This is a genomic window from Xenorhabdus sp. PB30.3 (genome assembly GCF_963895965.1).
Classification (GTDB): Bacteria; Pseudomonadota; Gammaproteobacteria; order Enterobacterales; family Enterobacteriaceae; genus Xenorhabdus; species Xenorhabdus stockiae.
In genome coordinates this window covers 1-6993 of record NZ_CAWQMW010000043.1, presented here as the reverse complement: position 1 = coordinate 6993, position 6993 = coordinate 1, and the positions used below count along the sequence as shown (strand labels likewise).

General features: G+C 43.8%; 5 protein-coding genes. All 5 read left to right on the top strand.

The genetic code is table 11. The features are described 5' to 3' along the window. Positions 1–222 precede the first annotated feature (222 nt). The 5 genes from leuO to cra all read left to right on the top strand — a co-directional run bounded on the left by leuO (position 223) and on the right by cra (position 6789). Positions 223–1167, top strand: a complete 945-nt coding sequence (gene leuO / locus AACX38_RS03785; RefSeq protein ID WP_099109920.1) for a transcriptional regulator LeuO — start codon at positions 223–225, stop codon at positions 1165–1167. A 226-nt stretch (positions 1168–1393) separates the two neighbouring features. Continuing rightward, positions 1394–3196: an AMP-dependent synthetase/ligase gene (locus AACX38_RS03780; protein ID WP_228865760.1), complete on the top strand. Its 1803-nt coding sequence runs from the start codon at positions 1394–1396 to the stop codon at positions 3194–3196. A gap of 274 nt (positions 3197–3470) precedes the next feature. Then, positions 3471–5198 carry an acetolactate synthase 3 large subunit gene (gene ilvI / locus AACX38_RS03775; protein ID WP_228865759.1) on the top strand — a complete coding sequence of 576 codons (1728 nt, stop codon included), beginning with the start codon at positions 3471–3473 and terminating at the stop codon, positions 5196–5198. Beyond that, complete coding sequence (gene ilvN / locus AACX38_RS03770) at positions 5198–5692, top strand: acetolactate synthase small subunit (protein WP_086956589.1); 495 nt, start codon at positions 5198–5200, stop codon at positions 5690–5692. The genes ilvI and ilvN overlap by 1 nt, the downstream gene beginning before the upstream one ends. Positions 5693–5781: 89 nt before the next feature. Beyond that, positions 5782–6789, top strand: coding sequence for a catabolite repressor/activator (cra, locus tag AACX38_RS03765; protein WP_228859366.1), 1008 nt, complete (start codon positions 5782–5784; stop codon positions 6787–6789). Positions 6790–6993: the final 204 nt, after the last annotated feature.

The following is a 6993-nucleotide window of genomic DNA, read 5'->3' as shown; positions in this document are numbered from 1 at the left end:
AATTCAGAGTTATGGATTAATACTTTATTTTTGATTATTTTTAATAATATATAATTGTTTTTATACAAGGAAGAATCTCAATTAAATTGTCATGATTGAGATAAATGATCTTATTATTTGAAGTAGCTCTTTAAAATGTTGAAACTTACATGGTAAGGCAGTCTATATTCATTTATTAATAATAAGATCGCCGCAATAAATATAGTGGAGTGAAATTAAATAATGGCTGGATGCAACCTGGTAAACACAGGAAAAAAAGAACCATGTGAAGTTCAATTGCGTAGTGTAGATCTCAATTTGCTGACTGTTTTTGATGCTGTTATGCAAATGCAGAATATTACACGTGCAGCTCAGGCATTAGGTATGTCACAACCGGCGGTCAGTAACGCAGTAGCTCGCTTAAAAACGATGTTTGATGATGAATTATTTGTGCGGCATGGGCGTGGTATTCAGCCAACGGCAAGGGCAAAACAACTTTTCGGGCCACTTAGGCAGGCACTTCAGATTGTACATAATGAATTACCCGGAGCAGGGTTTGATCCCGATAATAGTGTAAGAACATTTAATCTTTCTATCTGTAGTCCACTTGATATCCGTTTAGCTGCTCAAATTGTTGGTGAAATAAAAAGGCATTCTCCCAATATCGATGTCGTGATTAAAACACAAATAAACGACAATATTGAGAAGAAATTAAAATATCAAGAAATCGAATTTGTTATCAGTTATACCCAATTTGAACATCCTGATTTTCAGCATTTCCCATTATTTGATGACGAGTTAGTTCTGGCTGTTTCTCAAAGCCATCCCAGAATTGGTGAATGTATCAGTCAGCAGCAATTGCAGGATGAGCGGCATGCAATTGTAGCATTAGATAATTCAGATTCCTTCAGCAAACCTTACTATGAAAACAGTGAATTAATAGATTCTGTCTCTTATCAGGGAACTGATTTAAATAGTGTTCTTAACATCGTATCTCAGACTTACCTGGTTGCCATCGCGCCTAAATGGATGGTTGAGCACTATTCCGGACAGTTAAATATCCGTACTGTATCATTGCCTAATAACAGTGTTTCCCGTCCATGTTATTTGATATGGCATGCTTCAATGAACAGAGATAAAGGACATCAGTGGATGAAATCATTACTGAGTTGCCTTGGCGATCGGTAATAAAACGGGGTATTCACCTGTCGTTATCTTTTATCCAATCTATTTCGAAACGCATTGCAGTAGCAGGCCTCCCTCTTTTTAGGGAGGCCTGTCTTATTAAAAATACGCTTCCCCCTTTCATCAGGAATGGGTAGACTGCGCGGAAATAGCTAACACATGTAAGCTGAAAATTAGGCAGTTTTCTTGCTGAATGTGATGAACCAAAGATTTAGAACAGGAATATATTGTGGTAACAAATTCTCTCCACTCCTATCACTTGATCACGCGATTACAACAGCAAGTCAGCAAATACCCTGAAAAAATTGCATTTCGCCAATGGTCAGCATCAGAACAGCTTGAAATGAGCTGGCAGGATGTTGATAGTAAAACGAAATCTATTGCAAGATCCCTGCTGTCACTTGAGGTGGGAATTCAGGAGAAAATCGGTATTTTTGCCGATAACTCAATGGCATGGTCATTATCGGATCTGGCCATTTTGCAGTTACGGGCCGTCACAGTACCGCTTTATGCGACAAGTAGCCGAGATCAGGCTGCATTTATTCTCAATGATGCAGGAGTACGGATATTATTTGTGGGAGGGCAGGAGCAGTACGATATAGCGTTGACATTGTTAGCCCTTTGCCCGCAGCTTAATCATCTGGTTGTTCTGGATGAATCTGTCGATTTGAAAGAATGTCCACAAGCATTGTATTTATCGGCATTTATTGCGGATGACAAGCAACAGTATCAGGCTGAACTTGATAGCCGCATTGCCGGGTTGGATTTGCATGATCTTTTTACGCTGATTTATACCTCCGGTACAACAGGAGAGCCAAAAGGTGTCATGCTGGATTACCAGAATATCGCCGCCCAGCTTTATCTGCATGATCAGCGGTTAACGCTGACTGAACAGGATGTATCTCTCAGTTTCCTGCCGTTATCCCATATTTTTGAGCGTGCATGGAGTTATTACGTCATGCATACAGGTGCCTTAAATGTCTATCTGACCGACACCAATTTTGTTCGGGAGGCGATGGTTGATGTGCGTCCGACCGTCATGTGCTCTGTTCCTCGTCTGTATGAAAAAATACATAGTGCAATTCTTGAGAAAGTGTCCCGCGCTCCATTCTGGCGCAGAATGATTTTCCAGTGGGCGATCAAACGGGGTGAACGCCGTTGGTCACGTCAATTAAACGGTAAAAAGGGCTGTCCGTTTTCTCTATGCGGAGAAAAACTGGCTGATCGTTTGGTACTGAACAAACTTCGCCAGCTATTAGGTGGTCGGATCCGTTTTCTGCCGGTAGCCGGAGCACGACTTGAAGACTCCATTATGCGTTTCTTCCTGTCAGTTGGTCTCAATATCAAATACGGTTATGGAATGACGGAAACCTGTGCCACGGTTTCCTGCTGGGAAGAGAAAAATTATCTGTTGGGTTCAATTGGTACGCCATTGCCTGGAGTGGATGTTCGTATCAGCACAGCGGGGGAAATTCAGGTACGTGGCCCAATCGTAATGAAAGGGTATTACAATCGACCGGAAGACACGGTTCATGCCTTTACTGAAGATGGCTGGCTGCGAACAGGGGATGCCGGAGGGCTGGATGAAACCGGGAATCTGTTCATTACAGAACGCCTGAAAGATTTAATGAAAACGTCAACGGGAAAATACATTGCTCCGCAATTAATTGAAGGAACACTGGGGCAAGATCGTTTTATTGAGCATATTGCTGTGATTGCTGATGCCCGCCAGTTTGTTTCAGCGTTAATTGTTCCCAGCTATGAAGCGCTGGAGGATTACGCAAAATCGATAAATCTTCATTACCAGAATCGTCTGGAATTGCTGCGTAATCATCAGGTTATCGGGTTATTTGAACAGCGCCTGAAAGAATTGCAGAAAAATATCGCCAAATTCCATCAGGTAAAACGCTTTACGCTGCTACCGGAGTCCTTTTCGATGGAAAAAGGCGAACTGACTCCGACACTGAAATTACGGCGTAAGGTGATTTCTCAACGTTATCAGAGTGAAATTGAATCCATGTATCGGGATTGAATCAGCTCTGGATAATAACGCCCCTGTTTTGGTTTAACTGAGAACAACGAAATCATTTTATTAAAAAAATGTTTTCAATATGTGAATTGTTGTTTGATAACCTTGAGATCTGACGTTATGTTAATGGCTTAGTGTATTAATGAAATGCGTGTCATTACGAATGCTAATCTAATAAACACTACGAATAAATAGAATGGGATAAATAAGGTCACTTTCATGATGATCTTATGAAGTCCTGACATTAACTTGCAAACAGAGCCTGGAGGCAAACTCAATGGAGATGTTGTCAGGAGCCGAAATGGTCGTCAGATCGTTAATCGATCAGGGCGTTGAGCATGTATTCGGTTATCCGGGAGGGGCCGTCCTGGATATTTATGACGCCTTACATACGATTGGCGGAATAGAACATATTCTGGTCCGTCACGAACAGGGCGCTGTTCATATGGCGGATGGTTATACGCGTTCAACGGGGCAAACGGGGGTTGTTCTGGTTACTTCAGGGCCGGGAGCAACTAACGCCATAACCGGAATTGCAACGGCGTATATGGATTCGATCCCGATGGTGGTGTTGTCTGGTCAGGTGGCCAGCTCTTTGATCGGTAACGATGCTTTTCAGGAATGTGATATGGTGGGGATCTCCCGTCCTATCGTCAAACATAGCTTTCTGGTGAAGAAAGCGGAAGATATTCCAAATATAATCAAAAAAGCCTTTTATTTAGCTGCAAGTGGCCGTCCCGGACCAGTTGTTATTGATTTCCCTAAAGATACCGTTAATCCAGCGCTGAAATTTCCCTATATTTATCCAGAAAAAATCAATATGCGCTCCTACAATCCAACGATTCAGGGGCATAAGGGGCAGATTAAGCGAGCACTGAAAGCGTTACAGGAAGCGAAAAAACCGGTGCTTTATGTAGGAGGCGGTGCGATTAATTCAGACTGTTCAGCGGAATTGCTGAAACTGGCGGAATCCCTTCGTCTTCCCGTGACAAGCTCATTGATGGGACTCGGTGCTTTTCCTGCTACTCATCAGCAGAGTCTGGGTATGCTGGGGATGCATGGCACGTTTGAAGCCAATAAAGCGATGCACAATGCCGACATTATTCTTGCTGTAGGGGTGCGTTTTGATGATCGCACGACCAATAATTTGGCAAAATATTGCCCGCAAGCGACGGTATTACATATTGATATTGATCCAACATCTATTTCTAAAACGGTGACGGCTGATATTCCGATTGTTGGCGATGCGAAACAGGTACTCGGTCAGATGGTGGAACTGTTGGACGCAGCGGAAAGCTCTCAGGATCCTGATGCAATCAAAGACTGGTGGCTATCTATTGAACAGTGGCGTAATCGCAAATGTCTTGATTATGATCGCGCCAGCCCGAAAATAAAACCACAGGCAGTGATTGAAGCACTTTATCGTTTGACCAAAGGGGATGCGTATATTGCATCCGATGTTGGTCAGCATCAGATGTTTGCCGCATTGCATTATCCATTTGATAAGCCAAGGCGTTGGATTAATTCTGGTGGTCTGGGAACGATGGGCTTTGGTCTGCCTGCGGCACTGGGCGTTAAGCTGGCAAATCCGGCAGCAACGGTCATATGTGTGACCGGCGATGGCAGTATTCAGATGAATATTCAGGAGCTGTCTACCGCATTACAGTATGGCTTACCGGTTCTGGTGCTTAACTTAAACAACCGTTTTTTGGGCATGGTGAAACAAATACAGGATATCATTTACGCGGGTCGCCATTCTCAGTCCTACATGGAATCACTGCCCGATTTTGTCAGGCTGGCAGAAGCTTACGGGCATATTGGTGTCTCCATCCAGAGTTATGATGAGCTGGAAAGCAAACTGGCTCAGGCTTTGCGTGAAGTGACAGAAAACCAGCGTCTGGTTTTTGTTGATGTTACCGTTGATGAAACAGAACACGTTTATCCAATGCAGATCCGTGGAGGAGCAATGGATGAGATGTGGTTAAGCAAAACAGAGAGGACCTGATCATGCGCCGGATTTTGTCTGTATTACTTGAAAACGAATCGGGAGCATTGTCTCGCGTAGTGGGTCTGTTTTCCCAACGGGGTTATAATATTGAAAGTCTGACGGTAGCACCGACGGAAGATCCAACTTTGTCACGCATGACCATTCAGACTAAAGGTGATGCAAAAGTATTGGAGCAGATAGAAAAACAGCTGCATAAGTTAGTGGATGTTCTGCGGGTTAATGAGTTAACAGCTGGTGCTCACGTTGAGCGTGAAATCATGCTGGTAAAATTGCAGGCCAGTGGATACGGGCGCGAAGAAATTAAACGCAGCACCGATATTTTTCGTGGGCAAATCGTTGATGTGACTTCGTCACTGTACACTGTTCAGTTGGTGGGAACGAGCGAAAAACTGGATGCCTTTCTTGATGCGGTGCGGGAAGTTGCAGAGATCGTGGAAGTGGCACGATCAGGCATTGTAGGTGTTGCGCGCGGAGAAAAAATTATGCGATGAAAATTCGCAATCTGCGGGTTAATATACAGATATTTACTGGGCCCTACTGTAACGTGGGGCTTTTTCTATCATATTACTGAGGGGTTAATGTGAAACTGGATGAGATCGCCCGCTTAGCAGGTGTTTCACGTACTACGGCCAGTTATGTTATCAATGGTAAAGCTAAACAGTACCGGGTTAGCGATAAAACAGTAGAAAAAGTGATGGCGGTAGTCAGAGAACATAACTACCATCCTAATGCTGTTGCTGCCGGTCTACGGGCAGGACGTACCCGTTCTATTGGTTTAGTGATACCGGATTTGGAGAATACGAGCTATACCCGTATTGCTAACTACCTTGAACGTCAGGCCCGGCAGCGCGGGTATCAGTTATTGATAGCCTGCTCAGAAGACCAGCCAGATAACGAAATGCGTTGTGTTGAGCATCTTTTGCAACGGCAAGTTGATGCAATTATTGTTTCTACTGCTTTGCCTCCTGAGCATCCATTCTATCAGCGCTGGGCGAATCGCTCCCTGCCTATTATCGCGCTGGATCGCGCATTGGACAGCGAACATTTTGTCAGTGTTGTCGGGGACGATCTTGAAGATGCGAAAATGCTGGCACAGGAATTACGCCAGTTTCCTTCAGAATCCGTACTTTATTTGGGCGCACTGCCTGAATTATCCGTCAGTTTTTTACGTGAACAAGGGTTCCGCGAAGCATGGGAAAATGATCCGCGTCAGGTGAGTTATCTCTATGCGAACAGCTATGAACGTGAAGCAGCGGCTGACGTTTTTGCTTCATGGCTGGAAAAAAATCCTTTGCCTCAGGTACTTTACACGACTTCATTTGCCTTGCTTCAGGGGGTGATGGATACCATCCTGAAACGCAGTGGACGTTTACCGGAACAGTTAGTCATAGCAACATTTGGTGATCATGAGTTGCTTGATTTTCTTGAGTGTCCGGTATTATCGGTAGCACAGCGCCATCGCGATGTTGCTGAACAGGCTTTGTCACTGGTATTAGCTAGCCTTGATGAAAAACAGAGGCCGGAACCGGGAATAACCCGTATGCGTCGCCATTTATGCCGCCGGGGAAGCCTGAGTCGTAAAGACTGATTTGTGTGCCCTCATTTTAGGTGGGGGTGCAATATGATGTTCCAAAAATCATTCAAATAGATTCGTTGATTTAATTTTGAGACTATTCCGACTAAAATTTTTCTGAACGAAAATCTATGAGTGAAAAAATGGCAAATAGGCCATTGAAGGTGAAAAGAACGATATCTTTGCTTAATAAATATATTATAAAGAAAAGTTATTTCT

What these genes read in the sequence shown, in the direction of transcription:
- leuO (WP_099109920.1), top strand. Translation starts at nt 223, where the DNA reads ATGGCTGGATGCAACCTGGTAAACACAGGAAAAAAAGAACCATGTGAA.
- ilvI (WP_228865759.1), top strand. Translation starts at nt 3,471, where the DNA reads ATGGAGATGTTGTCAGGAGCCGAAATGGTCGTCAGATCGTTAATCGAT.